A 20253-nucleotide genomic window follows, 5' to 3' on the forward strand; every position below is an offset into this window, starting at 1 on the left:
CGAGTTAGCTAGTTAATATTCAAAAGTTAAGGTAATAGAAAGTAAAAAAAACATCGCCATTTGCGATGTTTTTTTATGTCTAGCCATTAGCTTTTGAATTTTTCATATAAATAATTATGGCTCTACTGTGCGTTTATCAACAATGATATCAACTTGGCGCAGCTTGTTTTGCTGTGAAATAACTACACGTATTTGCTGTAAATCTTTTTGGTAGTGTAAAGTTAAGCGGCCACGTTTGCGCTCTTGCTGAATCGGCTCACCATAACTTTTATTATAAAAGGCTATTACGCCATTTTCAGTTACTGAGGTGAAGTAATTGATCACCACAGGTGTTTTATCATCAAATTTGGCAAATACGCGCGCGCCTTCAATGACCGGAATATCAATTGTTTCTGACTCAATACCGGCGGCGTTGATGCTAAAACTTAACATCAGCAGTAATAAAGTACGGGATAAAAATGAGGTTTTGGGTATATAGCCCAGTGATTGCATTGCCAGTTCCTTTTAAATTTCAATGTAATGTGAATGTAATATGAATGATAAATTTTAACCTAGATCACCAAGACTATGATCACTTAGACTAAATAAAATCAGCCATGATAGGCTTGTTTATTTAATCATTAGAACGACAAATTATTAAATAAAGGCCGTAATAAAGTCGGTAATCTAGATCATTTAATTAATAACACAGGTAGAGTATTAAGTGTGCCCGTTGATTTTTTTGCTGTCAAATGATAGTAAAACCTTCGTTGAGAGCATTGAACCGCATGTCAACGCACGTTTAAACAAACATCACAATATGCATAATGTTTGGGCTTATCGTTTAAAAGCTAGCAACTTATTGATTGTTATTTGATTTGTTATGAACGGTCAACAAATTCATCACGATAATGGTCAACCCACAGTGCTGTAGCACCGCAAATAGCCACAGGCATCACAACTAAGTTTACTATTGGGATCATCGAGAATACGGCAGTTGTTATCCCAAAACTATAACTTAAGCCTTGGCGTTGCTTCAAGGCTTGACGCATATGGTTAAAACTAATTTTGTGGTTATCAAACGGATAGTCTTTATATTGAACTGCCATCATCCAAGCAAGAAATAAAAACCACAGCACTTGGCCGATAACCGGTAGTAGCCAATAAAGTAAAAAGAAAGCCAGTGCGCGTGGTAAATAGTAACCCAGTTTAGTTAACTCGCGACTTAGCGTTCTAGGAATGTCTTTAACAACGTCGAAAGCCCCAGCATTATTTAAGGGTTGATTAGTCAATAACGCCTCAACTTTCTCTGATAACAAACCATTAAAGGGGGCGGCTAACCAATTGGCAACAGAGCTGAAAATAAATGAAAAAACAATCAAGACAAACAACACAGCTAATGGCCAAATAAAATTACTGAGCCAAGAAAACGATTCGCCCAGCCAATTGTCTAAAGTCAGCATATAACTTTCGAGCTGCAAAAACATATAATAAAAAGCATAACTAAAAAGGATCAAATTAACCGCTAAGGGTACAAATACAAAACGTCGAATGCCAGGTGTGCGGATCAACTCAAAGCCTTTGATAAAATATCCAGCACCACCGTCGGCCAAAGGGGGTTTATTATTATTGTTCATTGTTGTTTTATTAACCTAACTAATTGATATTCATAGCCCGATTATAGGTTCCTTAGGCTAATATGAACAGTATTGTGATGTTACAAAGTACATCAATCTCTGATACAGTAAGCTTAGTTACTGATGTTTTATTTTAATTTTATTGGCTGACAGGAATTTAGCGAGTTGCTTGCTTTAATTTTAGCCAATAAAATATTGCGATTAGGTTTTTCGATTTAATGCGACTCAAGCATATAAAGTTGGCAGGTTTTAAATCCTTTGTTGATCCCACCAAAGTTCACTTTGAACAACAAATGACCGCCATTGTTGGACCAAATGGCTGTGGCAAGTCCAATATTATTGACGCTGTGCGTTGGGTCTTGGGCGAAAGTTCTGCAAAAAATCTGCGTGGCGAAGCCATGACTGATGTCATTTTTAATGGTGCAGCCAGTCGAAAACCTATTGGCCAAGCGAGTGTCGAGCTAGTTTTTGATAATACTCAGGGCCGCATTCAAGGTGAGATGGCCGACAGAAGCCAAGTTTCCGTGCGTCGTGTCGTTAATCGCGAGAGTATCAATACTTACTTTTTAAATGGCACAAAGTGCCGGCGTCGCGATATTACCGATATTTTTCTTGGTACCGGTTTAGGGCCTCGCAGTTATGCCATCATAGAACAAGGCACTATTTCTCGTTTAATCGAATCAAAACCACAAGAGTTACGGGTGTTTCTTGAAGAAGCGGCGGGCATATCAAAATATAAAGAACGCCGTAAAGAAACCGAAACTAGAATACGTCACACCAGAGAAAACTTAGCACGGCTCAGTGATATTCGTCTTGAACTTGATGTACAAATTGACAAATTGCATCAACAAGCAGAAGCAGCCAAACGCTTTCGTACCTTGAAACAACAAGAACGCAAATATAAAGCCGAGCTGGCGGTGTTACGCTGGCAAAAATTTGATCAGCAACGTCAACAACATCAAACGCGAATTCTAGCGCTTGAAAGTAAAGTTGAAAGTCAAAATGCTGAACTAAGTCAAAATGATTTAGTGATGATTGAATTAAAAGCCACAATGCAGGCATGCAATGATAATAATCAAACACTGCATCAGCAAAAGCTTAATGTAACGCAAAATATTGCTCGCGCTGAACAGCAAGTTAAGTACTTAAAAGAGCAGTCAGAAAAAAGTCAAACCGACAACGAACTCACTCAACAGCAATTACTCAATGCACAACAGTTAATTTTAACCGAGCAAGCGCAGTTGCAATTGTATAATACACAATTAAATGAACAACAACCGCAGCTGCAAGCGACAGAGGCGGCGTTAAAAACTTGTCAAACAGCATTGGCGGAACAGCAAGTAGAACAGAAAGAATTGCAAAGCCAATGGCAACAACACCAGCAAAAGCGCGACAAAAATCAGCAGCAAAAATTGACCATACATGCTCATATTACTCAACAACAAACCATTATTGAACAGGTTACTCAGCAAAGCATTAAATTGCGTCAGCAAATAGCTTTATTACCACAACAAGACCCTGCTGCTGAACAGGCATTAGTACAAGAAAAAACGCTGGTAACAGGCGCTATTGAACAGTTGCAAAAACAACAGGATCAGAACACTGATAAAGCAGCAAACCTGCAGCAAGTGTCTCAAGAATTAAGTCAAACCTTTGCAGTAACTGCTGGCCAGCACACGGTTAAAAGTCAAGTGATTGCAGCATTGCAGATAAAGCTTGCTGACACATCGCCTTGGAGTGAAAAACAAGCCCTATGGTTTAGTCAGCAAAGCATTACTGACGTTGTGTCGTTGCAGAGTCAACTTGATGTGGCTCATGGCTGGGAGCAGGCGGTTGAAGTGGTATTATCACATTGGTTAGCAGGCCATGTTATTGAAACCTTGCCTAACGCTGATACGGATGGCAACTTAACGGCAGATAACTTGTGTTTTGTTTATCGAAACAGTGCTGAAATTTCGGCTCAAAGCTCTGATCAAAGCTCTGATCAAAGCCGTGATCAAAGTATGGATAAACATAGCATCGAGTTAAGCACAATTAACGCTAATACTTTAGCCCATAAAGTGAGGGGTGTTAGCGCGCTAACTCGCTATTTTAATAATATTTTTCTGGCTGAAAATTATCGTGAAGCTAAGCAAGAATTATCGAGTTTAGCGAGTCACCAAAGTATTATTTGCCCAGACGGCACTTGGTTGCATCATCACATGCTAACCAAAGGCAAGCTTGAACAAGGTTACGACTATATTAGCTTGCAACGCCAGCTTGCCAGCGAGCAAACTGCGATTCAGGATTTATCGAGCACACAACAAAATACCGAGCAGCAGCAAAGCCAAATCAGCGAACAGCAAGCGCGATTAGCAAGTGAAAAAAGTACTATTAGTCAAAACATAACCTTAAAACACGCTAAACTTAATGAGCTTAACAACTTGATTTCATTAAAAGCTCAGGCGAATGAACAACAACAAAGTCAGCAGCAAAAATTAACTGAGCAAATAGATGACTTGCTAAAAAGTGAGCATATAGCTACAAAAAAGTTAGCTGATTTTCAAGCACAAATAGCACAAGTATCTGATGACAGCGGCGATAGTGTGGATGATTTTTCTGAACAACAAACACGATTACAAGCGTCAATTGAGCAAATTCAAACGCGCAGCCAAGCATTGCATCAACAACGACATCAATCGAGCTTAGTGGTTGAACAACTTAAAAGTCAGCGTATGCAAGGTGAACAAAATATTCGCTCTAATCAAGAAAATGTTAATTTACTGACCCAAAGGTTGAGCAGTAATAGCCAAGTTTTTACCGAAAACAGTCAGCCAATACAAGAATTTGAGCAACAGTTACCCGAATGGCTCGATAACCTAGTCGCCATTAATGACAAGCTGCAATTTAATCAGCAAACTTTGAATGACAGCCAAACAGGTTTAGCAACATTAGAATTACAGCAAAAAAGCAGTCAAAATAAAATCAGTGCGCTTAATCAGCAGTTAGCGCGTTTACAATTAGATAGCGAAGGTTTTAAATTAAGAGCTGAAAGTAGCCTGGAAATTCTAGCTGAGTTACAACAAAATATTGATAGCGTTATTGAGGCCATGCCCGCCAATGCGAAAGAATCGCTCTGGCAAGCGCAGTTAATTAAATTGGCTAAAGATATACAGTTATTAGGGGCTATTAATCTAGCCGCCATTGAAGAGTATGAAAGCCAGTTCAAGCGTAAAAGTTACCTTGACCAACAAGATCAAGATCTTAATAATGCAATAAGCACGCTAGAGGCGGCAATTGCAAAAATAGATAAAGAAAGCCGTCATAAGTTTAAACTGACCTTTGATCAGGTTAATAAAGACCTACAGGTGTTATTTCCTAAGGTCTTTGGTGGTGGTCAAGCGTACTTAACCTTGACCGGTGAAGACCTACTGGAAACAGGGGTTACCATTATGGCCAGACCGCCAGGTAAAAAAAATAGCACAATTCACCTATTATCTGGTGGAGAAAAAGCGCTGACCGCATTATCATTAGTCTTCGCGATTTTTAGATTGAACCCGGCACCATTTTGTTTACTTGATGAAGTGGATGCACCTTTAGATGATGCAAATGTGAGTCGTTTTTGTAATCTAGTGCGAGAAATGTCGCAAACAGTGCAATTTATATATATAAGTCATAATAAAATAGCCATGGAGATGGCGTCACATTTAACCGGAGTTACTATGTTTGAACCAGGTGTTTCACGTATGGTAGCGGTTGATATTGACGAAGCAATCGCCATGGCAGAAGCATAGGCAAGGTAATGGAAGATAATTTCAGAAACACATTAATTATTATTAGTGCTATCGTGATAGTCGCTATTTTTATTCATGGTTATTGGACTATTAGAAAACAAAAAAATCCTTATAAATTAAAAACTAAAGTAGATCCTGTAGCATCACAGCCACGGGGTTTTGATGGCTCAGGTTTTGATCAAGACGGGGTCAGTAAGCCAAAAGTAGTTGGCGCTAGCGCCCAAGATGATGAGCTTGCTGTTAAGTCTCATCGTGTTGAGGGTAGTGCAGACTTTTATAGCGAAGCACCCATGCCAAATGATGTTCCTCTAGCTGACTTTGACGAAAAAGGTCAAGAGCAAGGACTAAATTTTGGTGCTCTGCATAACGATACTGAAGCCGTACCAGAGCATTTAAAGCAACAAGGGTTGTCAGACGCCGCTGATTATGAAAAAGGCTGCTTTGAAGAGACAGCTGTTAATAAAACGGCCAGCACGGAAGCTAATAGAAAAAAAGCGCTGCAAACTAAACCGGTTTATCAACAACCAGTGACACAGGCAAAGCCAGACATATTAGTGAATAAAGCCGCTGCGCTTAATAAAGATGAGCCTAGTTCGTCGGCAACACCGGCAAATGAAAAACCTAGTGCTATCAATATTGAGCCGCAAGTTATTGTGCTCTCGGTTGTTATGCCAAAAGGACAAGTGATGTCAGGCGCTGCGTTATTACCCACATTACTGACTTTAGGAATGAAATATGGCGAAATGAATATATTTCACCGCCATGAAGATAACGCCGGTAATGGAAAAGTGACTTTTAGCCTAGCCAATATGATGAATCCGGGTACTTTTAATCTTGATGATATGGAAAACTTTAGCACCCAAGGCATCACCCTCTTTATGACCTTACCTAATCCTTGTGATGCTTTTTCAGTGTTTGAGCAAATGTTAAATGCGGCTAAACAAATGGCGGTAGAGTTTCATGGCCAATTACTTGATCACAAGCGTAGTGTGATGACCAAACAAACTGAACAGCATTATATTAGCCTTATTCGCGAGTTTGAACGCAAGAGTCGCATCGGCTCACAATAAAGACTGTTCTCCTCGATAAATTTCATGGTCAATAATGTGCAACCGTAAAATTGCCGCGCATTATTGATCGTAAAACACTCACTCTCAAAGTAAATAAAACTTATGTCTGAACAAACGGTTACTACACGCATTACTGAAATATGTCAGTTGCTTAATCACTACAATCATCAATATTACGTGCTTGATGAGCCCAGTGTACCTGACATTGAATACGACCGGTTAATGCGGGAATTAATGACCTTAGAAACCGCACACCCAGCACTGAAAACCCTTGATTCACCTAGCCAAAAGGTGGGTGGGGCGGCGCTTAAATCTTTTAGTCAAGTAACTCATCAATTACCTATGTTGTCATTAGACAATGTTTTTTCCGCAGATGAATGGCAAGCATTTGTTAAACGACTACTGGATAGGTTAAATCGAGGCGGCATAAAATCAAGGCTTGATTTTGCCATTTGCGCCGAGCCTAAGTTGGACGGTTTAGCAGTAAGTTTACGTTATGAAAACGGTGTTTTTGTTCAAGCGGCCACTCGTGGTGATGGCACTGTGGGTGAAAATATTACCGAAAACGTGCGCACCATAAAGTCTATTCCATTACGTTTACAAGGGACAAGTTTTCCTGATATTTTAGAAGTTCGTGGCGAAGTGTTCATGCCAAAAGCCAGCTTTGACGCTTTAAATAAACAGGCGATAAAAAAAGGTGAAAAAGGTTTTGCTAATCCCCGCAATGCCGCCGCAGGCAGCTTACGACAGTTAGACTCTAAAATTACCGCAAAACGTAACTTGGGCTTTTATGCTTATGGTATTGGCTTTGTTGGCGCTTTAGAAAACCTAGCAGAGCGTGGCGATGACAGAAAAAGTATTGACGAAAACTGGTTGGCAAATTCTCATTATCAGCGTTTATGCCAAATAAAAGCGTTAGGCTTACCTATGTGCCCGGAAGTAAAGCTACTGGAAAATGCCACGCAAGTAGAAGCCTTCTATCAAGATATTTTACAACAACGCGCTGCCTTAAGTTATGAAATTGACGGTACCGTGTTTAAAGTGGATGACATTGCACTGCAGCAGCAACTTGGCTTTGTTGCTCGCGCACCGCGTTGGGCTACCGCCTATAAATTTCCGGCTCAAGAAGAGCTAACCATACTGGAATCTGTCGACTTTCAAGTGGGCCGAACCGGTGCAATAACACCGGTTGCTCGCCTTAAACCGATATTTGTTGGTGGCGTTACTGTTAGCAATGCTACCTTGCATAATCAAGACGAAATCGACCGTTTAGGCATACAGATAAACGATACTGTTATCATTCGTCGCGCCGGTGATGTTATTCCCCAAATCGTCAGTGTGGTGCTTGAACGTCGCCCTGAAAATGCCGAGGTTATTAGCTTTCCAACCCTGTGTCCGGTTTGTCAGTCTGCGGTTTTAAAGGCAGAAGGAGAGGCGGTATTACGTTGTACTGGCGGTTTATATTGCCAGGCACAACGTAAAGAAGCCATTAAACACTTTGCTTCGCGCAAGGCGCTTGATGTTGACGGTTTAGGCGATAAATTAGTTGAGCAGTTAGTGGATGAAGGCTTGATAAAAACGCCTGCCGACTTATTTAAATTGACCACACTTGATGTCAGTACCATGCAGCGCATGGGGCAAAAGTCAGCTGATAATTTAATTAAAGGCCTTAAGGTTGCAAAAAATACCACCTTAGCAAAATTTGTTTATGCTTTGGGTATTCGGGAGGTAGGTGAAACTACCGCAGCAAACCTAGCACAATATTTTCTTAATTTTACCGCGATTAAATCGGCGAACGAAGCACAATTACAACAAGTACCCGATGTGGGTGTGATAGTGGCAAAAAATATTATTAACTTTTTTGCCCAAGCACATAATGTTGAAGTCGTTGAAGAGCTTGAAAATATTATGTCATGGCCAGATATTGAACCTAAGAGTGACGATGAATTACCGCTAAAAGATCAAATCTTTGTACTCACCGGCACCTTAAGTAAAATGGGCCGCAATGAAGCTAAAGCGGCACTACAAGCTTTGGGTGCAAAAGTGTCGGGCAGTATTTCAGCCAAAACCCATTATTTAGTTGCGGGTGAAAAATCAGGCTCTAAATTAGTCAAAGCACAAACCTTAGGCGTTAGCGTCTTAACAGAAGATGAGATGATCGCGCTGCTCAATAGCTAAGCAACTAAATAGCCAAGCAACTAAATAGCTAAGCGCAAAAAGGTATAAATAAACAATACTATGGGCAAGGGCAGTAATATGGCAAATAGTATTGTTTCACACCATTCAATGGTTCGATAGAACTTAAACCAAGCAGCATTTTCTTCTCGTGTTGAGGGCAGCACCTGAAAGAAAAACATAAATGCTGAAACCACTAAGCTTTCAATCGCAACAAATAAAATAAGTATCGCTAACCAAACCAATACACTAGGGGTTTTGAGTTGAATTTGTGACTGCAAAGCAATATAAAGCACAAAAAAGAATAGGCTCCAGGCTAAAAGTTGCCATTTAAAACGGGCAAAGGTAATCGCAATATAATTAAAGAGTTCTGGGGTAATTGAAAATGGCATTAAGTGAAAAGTAACTCCTGCTCGTTATTATTAAGTTAATGTAGATAAAGACTTGAGAAAACCCAAAGTGATTAATTTTTATTGTCGCTGTTGCCTTGCTATCAGGCAAAATACTGACGCAGGTTCAGTATATCGATTAACGTGATGAAATGTCAGTGGTACTATGCCAGTAAGATAAAAAATTTAACTTGTCTGCGTTAGTATATGTAAACTTTATACCGCATATTAGCTGCCTGTTTACGTGCTATTTAAGCGCGAAAATACTGTGCTGAAAAAAGTGTACTGAAACGTCTAGTGAACATAGTGCTAACTTAGGTCAAAAAATGACATAACATTAAGGTGAGCGCGCCATGAAGGAAATTAATCGCATGAATAAAAAAATACATTGGGCTGTGATCATCATGATCAGCACCCTAGCTAATTCTGCTACCGCAACCCCCTTAACAAAGCATCTAGTGCTTACACAAGAAAAAAACTCACCAGTGCAAAGCTTTGAGCAAGTTGCCAGTACTGCTGGCATTACTTATATAAATAATGATGTCAGTAATCATGCAGAAGAAAACCCTAAACTAGCAGCCAAGCCACAAAAAGCAACGCCCTTAGCTAGAATACTAGCGCAGTCGGAAAATCACTTGTCAGCAGACACCTTTAATGAAGATAAAACATTAAGCTTAGAGATTAGTGAACTTAGAGACAATAGTGGTTTAGTTTATTTAGGGGGTAAAGTTTCTCTCGCTGACCTTAGCCGTTACTTAGAGCAACTAAAAACGGCATTAGGCGAAGAGCAATATGCTATTTATCGCCAGTATCAAGCGGCGCGTGATCAGCAAACTTTTCATATTACCTTGGTCAATCCGTATGAATATCAAACGATTAATAAAGCACAATTAAAATTACCAGAGCAATTTCGTGTTGTTTTACATGGTTTAGGCCGCGTTGAAAATGATGAGAAAAAGAGCTACTTTGTGGTTGCCTCTTCTGCGGATGGACAATTTATTCGTCAAAATTTATTGTTAAAAAATAAAGACTTTCATGTCACCTTAGGTTTTTATCCTGACGATATTTATGGGGTCAGTAAAGGCCAAGATACGCTAATCAACCAATAAGTTTCATTACTTAGCATAAGCGATTAAAGTATTTATGTTAAAATAAATTTTTTACGCCATTTTTCAAGCCATTTTTTTAGGCTATATTTTTAGACTGTATTTTAGGAGAAGAGATGAAACTAACCTTGGCACTATGCCTAGCAATAATGACCTTAACCGGTTGTACAACGTCTTCAACGGGTCGTTCACAGTTAATGATGATGTCAGAAAGTGACCTTAATAAAATGGGGAGCGCATCATTTGAAGAAATGAAAAACAAAGAAAAAATTAGCCAGTCGCCTGAAATTAATCGTTATGTGCAATGTGTTGCTAATGCGATCACCAAGAATGTGCCAAAATCTGCTCATAACGGCGCTTGGGAAGTAGTGGTATTTGATTCAGAACAAGTCAATGCTTTTGCACTGCCAGGGGGTAAAATAGGTGTTTATACTGGGATATTAAAAGTTACAGAAAACCAAGACCAATTAGGCGCTATTATTGGTCACGAAGTTGGGCATGTAATCGAACATCATTCTAACGAGCGCTTATCGTCAAATCAGGTTAGCCAAATAGGCCTATCAATTGTCAGTGGGGTACTTGAAAGCCAAAATGTTGAAAGTCGAAATACCGTCATGGCAGGTTTAGGTTTAGGTGTGCAGTATGGGGTGTTAATGCCCTATGGTCGCAGCCATGAAAGTGAAGCGGATATTGTCGGCCAAGACTTAATGGCAACATCAGGTTTTGACCCAAAAGCGAGTATCAAGCTGTGGCAAAATATGGCGAAATTATCAAAAGCTGCGCCACCTGAATTTATGTCGACTCATCCATCAAACGCCACGCGTATTAAACAGTTAACCGCACACTTGCCTATATCAATGCCAATTTTCAAACAAGCAATAGCGCCTAAATGTCTACAACCGGCAATTTAACTTACCCAGTTAACTTAACTGGGTAAGTTAAGTTTCAGTTTCAAACTTAAGCTTGCAACTGAAACTAAGGCCGCTGCGCTAATATTTGTTCATGTTAAGTGACCCTATTAGCGCAGCGGTTTTTTTAGCTTGAGCAAGTCGCTTATTTTTTCGTAATACGCCAAAAAGCGAAACTAGCCACAACAAATAAAATCATTGGGTAGTAGGCATTGGCGACCACTTCTAAAGGGGATATTTTTAAGGTAGCGCCTAGCAATAAAGCTTGAGCACCGTAGGGTAATAAACCTTGGTTTATACAAGCGTAAATATCTAATAAACTGGCTGAATGAGCTGGGCTGAGTTCACCGTCAGTAGCTAAGTCTTTTGCCGTTTCACCGGTTACAATAATAGAGACAGTATTGTTTGCAGTGAAAAAATTACAACAAAAGGCTAAAGCGCCAATACCAATACCAGCAGCACGCTTTTTATTGTTTGGGCTAATTTTATGCGTTAAGCCTTCAATACTCGCTGTTAGAGCACTTAAGCCCCCTTGGCGTTTAATTAATTCACTTAGACCACCAATAAATAACGACAAAATAAAGATATCTTGCATACTGGCAAAGCCTTTATTGATATCACTTACCCAACTCGCCAATTGATAACCGTTGTTGAGCATACCAATGGCCGCGGCTAAGATAATACCGATAATGAGCACCATAAAGACATTCACACCTGACAGCGCTAATACCAAAATAACGATATAAGGCAAGAAACCGATAACATCAAGGTCTTGGCTAACCTCGTGGTTTAAGGCAACGCCATTGGCGGCTAAAATAGCTAAACAAATTAATGCGGCAGGCACAGCAAACTTAAAGTTTACCCGAAACTTATCTTTCATGTGCGCACCTTGGCTGCGGGTCGAGGCTATCGTGGTATCAGAAATTATCGATAAATTATCACCAAAAATAGCCCCAGATATAATACAGCCAGCAATAAGGCTAGCATCGATATCAGCAGACTCAATAAAGCCTAAAGCAATTGGCGCTATGGCAGCAATGGTGCCCATTGACGTTCCCATGGCGGTGGCAAGAAATGCCGCGACTAAGAAAAGCCCAGGGAGTAAAAAGTAATCAGGAAAAAAAGATAACCCTAGTTGCACACTAGCATCAACACTACCCGTTGCTTTAGCCACAGTCGCAAAAGCGCCAGCCAAAAGATAAATAATACACATAGTAATGATATTTTGATGACCAGCCCCAGCTATAAAGTGGCTAATTTGCTCATTTACTGTCTCTCTACCCATATAAATAGCTAATAATATGGCTGGAATAATGGCAATGCTGGCGGGTAGTTGGTAGAAGGCAAAGTCAACGCCTTGTAGTGTTAAAACGATACCCGTACCCAGAAATATTGCCAGAAAAGCGCCAAAAGGTAAGAGGCTTTTTAAACTTTGTTCTGGGTTGTTTTTGGGCAATGACGCTGGCGTAGGTTCAGATGAAATATTATGGCTCATGAATAGGATCTTTTTAGTTATTATTTTATTCAAACTAAACAATAACTGTATTTGGTGGAATGTCTATATTGAATAGCATTATATGGTGTAAATTTCACTTGTCAATCTAGACGTCTAGATGTTCGTTTTATTTTTCAATATCTGCCTTTAGCACAAGGAGACTACTTGTGGGGCTAACACTACTGAGCTCATGCTGAACTTATGTTTATGTTAAGTTCTGCTTGCTTAGTTAAAGCTCAGGAAAAGCTCAGTTAAGAATAGAAAATCATATGAGAAATAGTGAAATCATTCGATGAACATCAGGTGAATTGCTTGGTAGTTTCATAAAAAAATCCCTACTGGTTTTCGCCAGCAGAGATTATCTACTATGGCTGAAGTCTTGATATTATTTTCTCGCTTGATACAAGATGCGAGTTAAATCAAGATCACAACAGCTCATATTTTATTTTGGTAACTCAGATGTTAGTACCCAATAGTAGTTTAATTCCTTCATTTTTTTCGAAAAGTCATCGAATTTCAGTGGTTTAGTAATATAGCCACTAGCACCTAAACGATAACACTCTTTTATTTCTGGCTCCGTTTTTGAGGTACTTATCATCACAACCGGAATACTGCACAGGTCATCATCGGCTTTCATTATTTTTAGCGTTTCAATACCGCCTTGTCTGGGCATTCTAATATCTAAAAAAACAATATCTGGACGGGTAAATTTACTTTTGTCCTCATAAGGTGCTGCGTTTCTTAGATAAGCAATGGCCTGCTCACCGTCTATGACATGTGCTATGGTATTTTTAATATTAAAATCGTTGAAAGCATCTATCATCAGCTCTGCATGATCGATATTGTCTTCCACCATTAATGCCGAAATAGGTTTAAAATCATCCACACTTGTCTCCTTGTTGGTTTGGGTTTTTTAAAGATAAATTAGCCCATTGTTGATACGTTAAATATTAATCTTTTTATGCTTCTTTTTTGAATTTAAGGGTGAATTTACTACCTACGCCTAATACTGAGTCTGCTTCGATACTGCCATCGTGGTGTGCAACGATTCGCTTAACGATACTTAAGCCTAAGCCAGAGCCTGAAAACTTCTTACCATTAGCCAGTCGATTAAACGGCGAGAATATTTTTTGGGCGTGTATTGGATTAAATCCAATGCCATTATCCTGTAAAATAATATCAATATAATTACCATTATCTTGCATCGTTATGTCGATAATTGGTCGGTTATTATTGAACTTTATGCTGTTAGCGATAAGATTTTGGAACAGCAGTTGCAACAACGCAGGGTTGCCTGAAATGGTAGCAAGTTCGTTTGGCATATTAGCTTCGAAATCAATTTGCAGGGCGCTTTTTAGGGAAGCCACTACTTTTTTGACTACCAACTTCAAACAGACCGTTTCAAAGCTCTGGTTTACATAGCCAACCGATAAGTAACTTTGCAAGTCAGAGACTAAGTTTTGTACTTCTGAGGTACTTGTTTCAAGATAATCAAACCATTGTAATTCATCTGTTGTGCAACTGATTCTTTCCATCAAATCTGACTTTAACGCTCTGGATACACCTTTAATACGGTTAATGTGGCCATTGAAATCGTGCGATAAACTGTCACAGAATACTTGCATGTCTTGATTATATCCAGTGGTCTCCTGTTGGTGTCTGAAACGTTCAATAGCATACTGGCATGTTTTGTAGAGTAATTGTGCGGTCAGTTCGTCTTTAGATAGATAGTCTTGCACGCCCTTGTGGAGCAAGTTTTGGGCTATTTCAATGCTGTGTAGTGAGGTCAATGTTACCATAGGCAATGGATGGGTTTGTGAACTTAACCACTCTACTGTTTGTTCTATTGTTGAGTCAGGAAGCTGTAAGTCGCACAAGCAGATATCAAAGTGCTCAGAAAACAACAGTGATTTTCCGGCTGCTAAAGTGTCAGCTCGAACAACTTGAGCCTGTATTGCAGTAATAGACGCAAACGCATCTTCAATAATCTCAAAATGATCGGGGTTATCTTCTATTACTATCACTTTCATATTAGGTGTTATCCGTGGTCATTAATCCAAATACCTTGTACATAATTCAAACACAAAGCATTTACAAATCAGATACAAAATATACACATATAAAGCGGTTTATATATAAAATATACTTAGACATTATCAACTTATATTGATAATGTCTAAACATATCACAACGAAAAATTTGTGTGAAATAGGCATTGAGCGATCTAAAGTACTACCCGTAATGGATCAGAATATATTTTGCGTATTTAGCCAAACCCAGCTTTAATTTTTAAAAAAAGGCTTTCAATACACGCTTAATATGATCTGATTTTTCAAAAGTTTTAAACAGCCTTGTTAATAGGTTTTAAAGCAAATATACATACAGGGATGAGATCAAAAATGAAAATACTAATTGTTGATGATGACGAAATAGATATGGCGATCGTTAAAAGAGCGCTAACCTCGTCTTTGCAAAATAATTATGAAGTGAAATACGCCGACTCTGTTGCCAGCGGTCTTGCGATGATGGATGCCGAATCCTTCGACATTATTTTGCTGGATTATCACATGCCTGAAGTTAATGGCATTGAAATGATTATCGAAATACGTTCCCGCCCCAACTTAGGCAATACTGCCATCATTGTTATCAGTGCAGCGCAAGGCTCATCAATCGCGCTTAATTGCATTGAAGCGGGTGCACAAGACTTTATCCCCAAAAGTGATGTTTCATATATTAAACTCCATCAAGCGATTATTCATTCAACTAAGCGCTTTGAGATGGAACAAAGAATGCATCAAAGCTACCTAGCCGTAAAAAATATGGCGGAAAATGACCAGTTAACTGGCTTGCATAACCGTTACTATTTTGATGAGACACTTAAGTTCATGATTGCCAATAGCAAACGACTGAAGGTCTCAGTGGGCATGTTAGCGCTGGATTTAGACAACTTTAAGTACGTCAATGATACCTTAGGTCATGATGCAGGAGACCAATTATTGGTTGAATGGGTTGCTCGAGCCAAAAAATATCTCCGAGATAACGATGGCTTTGCACGACTCGGTGGTGACGAATTTGCTATCACCTTGGCGAATATACATTCGGTTGAAGAAGTTAACATGATTGGTAATCGCATCTTAAAGTCAGTGCAAAAACCTTTCTACATTGATGGCCATCGCATCAATTGCACGGTAAGTATTGGCGCCGCTTTGTATCCTAATGATGCTGATAGCCGTCATAAATTGGTCAAGTGTGCTGATATCGCGATGTACCGAGCAAAGCAAAACGGTAAAAACTCATTACGCTTTTATCAGTCACACTATCAGGATGAGTTGAACCGTCGCTTCCTAATCCAAAGTGAAATCAGTGACATTCTTAGAGAATCTTCGTTCAGGTTATTCTATCAACCGGTTTTTTCTGCCCATAACGAAAAAATACAAGGTGTCGAAGCGCTGATTAGATGGCCTGATACACCAAAATTTTATACACCCGATGAGTTTATTCCTATTGCAGAGGAAACACGTTTAATTCATGACTTAGGACAGTGGGTTATTAATGCCGCCTTAACTGAATTAGCCTCATGGCAAAAGCGTTTTGATCCTAACTTTACCATGGCAATTAACATTTCAGCGCTGCAATTGCAGGATGCTCAATTGACGCAAAAAATTAAAATTAAAACCGAAGAGCATGGTGTTTTTCCCGAAACCATTGTCTTAGAAATTACTGAAACAGCATTACTAGAAGATGACGAGGTGACGCGAGATACGCTGCATTCGCTTTCATCATTAGGCTTTAAAATTGCCTTGGACGACTTTGGCATGGGATTTTCCTCCATCGCCCATTTGAACAATTTCCCGATTGACATTGTTAAACTGGATAAATCACTACAGAAAAATGAATCGGATGCCAGCACTAAAAAATGTTTGTTGGAAGCGGTCACCCATATGCTGAAATTACTCAATTTTACCGTTGTTGCCGAGGGGATTGAAACAGACAGTCAGTTGGCTTTATGCCATAAGTTGAAAATTGACAAAATACAAGGTTACTTACTGGGTCGGCCTATGCCAGCGGATTTGTTAGAGGCAAAGTTACTTGAACAAAGTTAATCACCCAAGCGGCGCTTTATCATGTGACGCAATATTAAGCATACAAGTCAATACTAAACCGAGTGAACTAAAAAGATGAAATCAGCGGCAATACCCAATAATGAATTGGCTCGTCTAAACGCTTTGGATGAGTATAACATTTTAGATACGCTAGCAGAGCAGGCTTATGATCAGCTAACCGATCTAGCGTCTAGTGTTTGCGGTACACCCATTGCTTTGATTTCTTTAATTGATGAAAAGCGACAATGGTTTAAGTCTCATCACGGGCTTGACGCGCAAGAAACACCGCGCGAGATTGCTTTTTGCGCGCATGCTATTCACCATGATGAATTATTTGAAATACAAGACAGCCGCAAAGACGAGCGTTTTCATGATAACCCCTTAGTGACTGGGCCCACGCAAGTGATTTTTTATGCCGGAGCGCCTCTAGTAACACCTAGTGGCCTGCGATTAGGCACCTTGTGTGTTATCGACAATAAACCATCATCCTTGACCGCACTACAAAAAAAGCAGTTGATCATTATTGCTCAACAAGTGGTTACGCAATTAGAACTGAGAAAAGCGGGGCGAATTCAACATGATCTTTTGGCGCAATCACGGTCATTGGAGCAATCGCTGTTATTAACTAAAAGCTTAGAAGTAAAAAACAAAGAGCTAGAGCAGTTTGTCTATACCGTATCCCATGATTTGAAATCGCCTTTGGTGACCATCAATGGTTTCACCAGTATGTTAGCCAAAGAGTTATCAGCTCATACCACGGAAAAGCAGAAACATCGTTTTGAAAGAATACTTGAAAATTTAACTCATATGGGGGATTTGTTGACTAATTTATTAGAGCTTTCAAGAGTCATGAAAGCTGAAATAAGCAAAGCGCCGATTGATCTCACCACGCTGATTGAGCAAAATTGGCAAAGATTGATAACAGGGTACAAAGAGGTGGAGGTCGAATTGGTGTTAACCAAGCCGCTGCACGCCATCGGGGCTAATCAAACCCTGTTGTCTCAATGCATTGATAATTTGTTAAGTAATGCCATTCGGTACCGAAGTGCTGAGCGCGATTTAACATTAAAAATTCATACCGAAGAGTTGGAAGCTTCAGTCTCTTTGTTTATTAGTGACAATGGCATAGGCATAGCAAAAAGCGATCAAAAACGTGCTTTTAATGTCTTTGAGCAAATTAATCCAGGCCAAGGCACAGGTATTGGTTTGAGTCTAGTTAAGGCCGCCATGGAAAAACATAACGGCTTGGTAAGCCTAGTGTCTGAATTAGGTCAGGGTAGTTGCTTTGAACTGCGTTTCCCTAAAACGTAACCACTATCATTTTACTAATAACAATAACAATCAATTAAATAAGCCATAAAAGGAATGCAGATGAACGAATGGTTGCAACAATTCGCTAACCCCAATTTTATGCCTCACGGACACTGTTACCTTTGGCGACCTGACATATTATGGACCCACGTTACAGCCGATATCACCATTGGTGTTGCGTATTATCTGATCACCCTTATTATCGGTATATTGCTGTATAAACGCAAAGAAAGCGTGCCACACAAAGACATATTTGCCTTATTTATGGCGTTTATTTTCTTTTGTGGTACCACACATTTTGTGGCGATTTATGTCACTTGGTATCCCGCTTATGAATATCAAGGTTGGATAAAAGCCTTGACCGCTTTTACCTCTATTTTAACCGCGATTGTCTTGGCGCCTAAACTACCTCAGCTTATCCGATTACCAGGTGTGGAAGTCAAATATCATAGCGCTATGGCAGAGCTTGAAGTGATAAAACAAAAAAACAAGCAAATGAGCTCAATTTATTCAGTCACACTTGACCGAGAGGATCGGATACTTGAGTTGAAAAAAGAAGTGAATGCGCTAATGAGCGAACTCGATCGAGCAAAGAGCTACGATGTTTAATGAAAAAAAATACCTATGTTAAAGTTTTTTGTGCTGAGCCATTATTGTCAGGAGTATAAATGAATACCAAAAATGCTGTACTGACTACCTTGCTGTTGTTCTTTATCACACTTGAAGTGCTAATTGCCCTAGATTATGAGTCAAAACAAAAAGAGTTAAATCAAAAGCGCGTTGCGATTTATACAGAGATCAATGAACTTAAAAGCCAGATTGGCTTCGTTGGTTTAATCGATAATTTTAAAAACGCTATTTTGCGCGCTGAAGATAGCCTCTATATCGACAAAGCTTCGGAAAATTTACGTGAAGCCACCATTCAATTGTATAAGATTGAGCTGCAAGGTGGGTTAATCCTTGGCGAGCTAAAAATGCCAGCGACTAGAGATATGCTGACAGCTTACCGAGAACGCTTAACTTTGCTGCCTAGTTTACTTGATAAAAATACCAACGTGCGTGAACTTGGTCGTTATTTGAGTTACGACGACGAACCGTCTCATTTGGAAATAGCAGCGATATACCAGAAACTTTCTGCCTTATTTGCAAGCCAATTGTCTGATTTACTCGATCGAAGCTTTAAGTTGGGTTTATTGGTGATGGTTGCCTTGTTACTCACCTTAGTGGCCATAATCCGATTTTTCTTTAAAAAGCAACAAGCAGCCCTCGAGCTAAGTAAGGCGCTCAATGTCAAAATGGAAAGTCACGAAATTGATATGGCACGTTCACAAGCCATTTTATTGAGTGTGATGCAAGATGTGGAAAAAGAAAAACGTCAGGCTACCACACTTAATAAAAAATTAATCAATAAGAACAAGCAGATGGAGCAGTTCATCTACACCGTGTCTCACGATCTTAAATCACCTTTAGTTACCATCGCAGCATTTAGCCAAAAGTTGCAAGCAGAACTTGTTGATACCTTGACAGAAAAGCAAAGCTATCGATTGAACCGTATTATACAAAATGCTGATAACATGGAACTACTATTAGCCGATTTACTCGACTTATCTCGTATAGTACAACAAGCTATTACCACCACTAATGTCAATGTTAACGTCGTGATTGAACAGCAATGTCTTGCTTTAGAAGAAGCGATTGGAGAAGCGAATGCGAGGATCAAGGTTGCTAAAAATTTAGATCCCGTGAGTGCGAATGAGCGCTTACTCTCTGAAGTAATATTAAATTTATTGAGTAACGCACTACGTTACTTAGAGCCTGCCCGCCCTTTAATTATTGAGATATTTACCACAAAAACTTCGTCTGCTACCACCCTTCATATCAAGGACAATGGCATAGGTATTGACCCAAAATATCACCAATTAATTTTTGATCTATTTGAAAGATTATCCACTACAAAAGGCAGTGGGGTTGGCTTGACGATCGTGAAAACAATCATGGATAAGCACAAGGGGCGGGTGTTAATTGAATCTCAACTGGGCGAAGGATGTTGTGTTTCTGTTAAATTTCCCAATGTTGAGCAAAATACAAATACAATAGCTAGCTGAAAATGCTTGATGAGTTTTTGATCACCAAGCAGCAATTAACCGTCTGAATAATAGCTTAAATTTCGATGCTGATTTCAAGTGTTTGGCACAAAAACGCTTTAAATAACTTAAGTAATATCTTGCTGAATATTTACTTTAGCGCCTAGTTTTCTGCTAAATAGAGTATCGCGATCCACCTTAGATTTATACTCGATGAATCCCT

Annotated in this window: 15 protein-coding genes; 9 read left to right on the forward strand and 6 right to left on the reverse strand. The window is 39.4% G+C overall.

Annotated features, from left to right (window positions below; genetic code table 11):
- Positions 1-114: 114 nt before the first annotated feature.
- Positions 115-492, reverse strand: a complete 378-nt coding sequence (locus H4J61_RS01460; protein ID WP_182183034.1) for a hypothetical protein — start codon at positions 490-492, stop codon at positions 115-117.
- A 368-nt stretch (positions 493-860) separates the two neighbouring features.
- Positions 861-1616: a sulfate transporter CysZ gene (gene cysZ, locus H4J61_RS01465; RefSeq protein ID WP_182135216.1), complete on the reverse strand. Its 756-nt coding sequence runs from the start codon at positions 1614-1616 to the stop codon at positions 861-863.
- Between the two features lie 218 nt (positions 1617-1834).
- On the opposite strand from cysZ, the gene smc reads away from it, so the two are divergent.
- The 3 genes from smc (at position 1835) to ligA (ending at position 8637) form a co-directional block, all read left to right on the forward strand.
- Positions 1835-5389 carry a chromosome segregation protein SMC gene (gene smc, locus H4J61_RS01470; RefSeq protein WP_182183036.1) on the forward strand — a complete coding sequence of 1185 codons (3555 nt, stop codon included), beginning with the start codon at positions 1835-1837 and terminating at the stop codon, positions 5387-5389.
- 8 nt (positions 5390-5397) lie between these two features.
- Complete coding sequence (zipA, locus tag H4J61_RS01475; RefSeq protein ID WP_182183039.1) at positions 5398-6459, forward strand: cell division protein ZipA; 1062 nt, start codon at positions 5398-5400, stop codon at positions 6457-6459.
- A gap of 102 nt (positions 6460-6561) precedes the next feature.
- Positions 6562-8637 carry an NAD-dependent DNA ligase LigA gene (gene ligA / locus H4J61_RS01480; RefSeq protein ID WP_182183041.1) on the forward strand — a complete coding sequence of 692 codons (2076 nt, stop codon included), beginning with the start codon at positions 6562-6564 and terminating at the stop codon, positions 8635-8637.
- A gap of 20 nt (positions 8638-8657) precedes the next feature.
- On the opposite strand, the gene H4J61_RS01485 is transcribed toward ligA, so the two are convergent.
- Positions 8658-9026: a hypothetical protein gene (locus tag H4J61_RS01485; RefSeq protein ID WP_182135223.1), complete on the reverse strand. Its 369-nt coding sequence runs from the start codon at positions 9024-9026 to the stop codon at positions 8658-8660.
- Between the two features lie 368 nt (positions 9027-9394).
- Here H4J61_RS01485 and H4J61_RS01490 point away from each other — a divergent pair, with 368 nt between their 5' ends.
- Positions 9395-10132, forward strand: a complete 738-nt coding sequence (locus H4J61_RS01490; protein ID WP_182183043.1) for a hypothetical protein — start codon at positions 9395-9397, stop codon at positions 10130-10132.
- Between the two features lie 113 nt (positions 10133-10245).
- The gene (locus tag H4J61_RS01495) at positions 10246-11040 is read left to right on the forward strand and encodes a M48 family metallopeptidase (protein WP_182183045.1); all 795 of its coding nucleotides are present in this window, start codon (positions 10246-10248) and stop codon (positions 11038-11040) included.
- A 142-nt stretch (positions 11041-11182) separates the two neighbouring features.
- Here the strand turns inward: H4J61_RS01495 and H4J61_RS01500 are convergent, their stop codons facing one another.
- The 3 genes from H4J61_RS01500 to H4J61_RS01510 all read right to left on the reverse strand — a co-directional run bounded on the left by H4J61_RS01500 (position 11183) and on the right by H4J61_RS01510 (position 14562).
- Positions 11183-12532, reverse strand: coding sequence for a Na+/H+ antiporter NhaC family protein (locus tag H4J61_RS01500; RefSeq protein ID WP_182183048.1), 1350 nt, complete (start codon positions 12530-12532; stop codon positions 11183-11185).
- Between the two features lie 442 nt (positions 12533-12974).
- Positions 12975-13418, reverse strand: a complete 444-nt coding sequence (locus tag H4J61_RS01505) for a response regulator (protein ID WP_182183051.1) — start codon at positions 13416-13418, stop codon at positions 12975-12977.
- Positions 13419-13491: 73 nt separating this feature from the next.
- Complete coding sequence (locus H4J61_RS01510) at positions 13492-14562, reverse strand: hybrid sensor histidine kinase/response regulator (protein ID WP_182183053.1); 1071 nt, start codon at positions 14560-14562, stop codon at positions 13492-13494.
- A 369-nt stretch (positions 14563-14931) separates the two neighbouring features.
- On the opposite strand from H4J61_RS01510, the gene H4J61_RS01515 reads away from it, so the two are divergent.
- The 4 genes from H4J61_RS01515 to H4J61_RS01530 all read left to right on the forward strand — a co-directional run bounded on the left by H4J61_RS01515 (position 14932) and on the right by H4J61_RS01530 (position 20051).
- On the forward strand, positions 14932-16635 hold the full coding sequence (locus H4J61_RS01515) for a GGDEF domain-containing response regulator (protein ID WP_182183056.1): 1704 nt from the start codon (positions 14932-14934) through the stop codon (positions 16633-16635).
- A gap of 75 nt (positions 16636-16710) precedes the next feature.
- Positions 16711-17946 (forward strand): ATP-binding protein, encoded by a 1236-nt coding sequence (locus H4J61_RS01520; protein ID WP_182183059.1) that lies wholly within the window; start codon positions 16711-16713, stop codon positions 17944-17946.
- Between the two features lie 60 nt (positions 17947-18006).
- On the forward strand, positions 18007-18555 hold the full coding sequence (locus H4J61_RS01525) for a hypothetical protein (protein ID WP_182135239.1): 549 nt from the start codon (positions 18007-18009) through the stop codon (positions 18553-18555).
- Positions 18556-18614: 59 nt separating this feature from the next.
- Positions 18615-20051: an ATP-binding protein gene (locus H4J61_RS01530; protein ID WP_182183062.1), complete on the forward strand. Its 1437-nt coding sequence runs from the start codon at positions 18615-18617 to the stop codon at positions 20049-20051.
- The last annotated feature ends 202 nt before the right edge of the window (positions 20052-20253 follow it).

It is taken from the genome of Colwellia sp. MB3u-4, assembly GCF_014077065.1.
Taxonomy (GTDB): Bacteria; Pseudomonadota; Gammaproteobacteria; order Enterobacterales; family Alteromonadaceae; genus Cognaticolwellia.